This window comes from Brevundimonas sp. EAKA, from assembly GCF_000698025.1.
GTDB lineage: Bacteria > Pseudomonadota > Alphaproteobacteria > Caulobacterales > Caulobacteraceae > Brevundimonas > Brevundimonas mediterranea_A.
In genome coordinates this window covers 1-420 of record NZ_JMQR01000297.1, presented here as the reverse complement: position 1 = coordinate 420, position 420 = coordinate 1, and the positions used below count along the sequence as shown (strand labels likewise).

The 420-nt window shown below is 59.5% G+C and carries 1 protein-coding gene; it reads left to right on the top strand.

Going from position 1 to position 420, the window contains the following annotated elements; all coding sequences use genetic code 11:
• On the top strand, window positions 1-420 hold a 420-nt coding region (locus ER13_RS17485), incomplete at both ends, for a 2-oxo acid dehydrogenase subunit E2 (RefSeq protein WP_035311519.1).

Here is a 420-nt window from a genome sequence, read left to right as displayed (position 1 = left end):
CCCTCAAGCAGAACCCACGCTTCAACGCCAATATCGACACCGAGGCCGGAACGATCACCTACGGCTCTGCTGAGAACATCGGGATTGCCGTTGACACCCCGCGCGGGCTACTGGTTCCTGTCATCAAGAACGCCGGTGACCTCAATATCGCTGGGCTGGCCCATCAGATTGGCGATCTTGCTGCTCGCACACGCGACAACAAGGTCACCCCCGACGAACTGTCCGGCGGCACTTTCACCATCACTAACTATGGCTCGGCTGGTGCCCTCTTCGACACCCCGATCGTCAACCAGCCCGAGGTTGCCATTCTCGGCACCGGTGCCCTAGTCAAGCGCCCGGTCGTGGTCACCAACGAGTTTGGTGAAGACACCATCGCCATCCGCGACATGATGTACCTTTCCCTATCCTACGATCACCGTC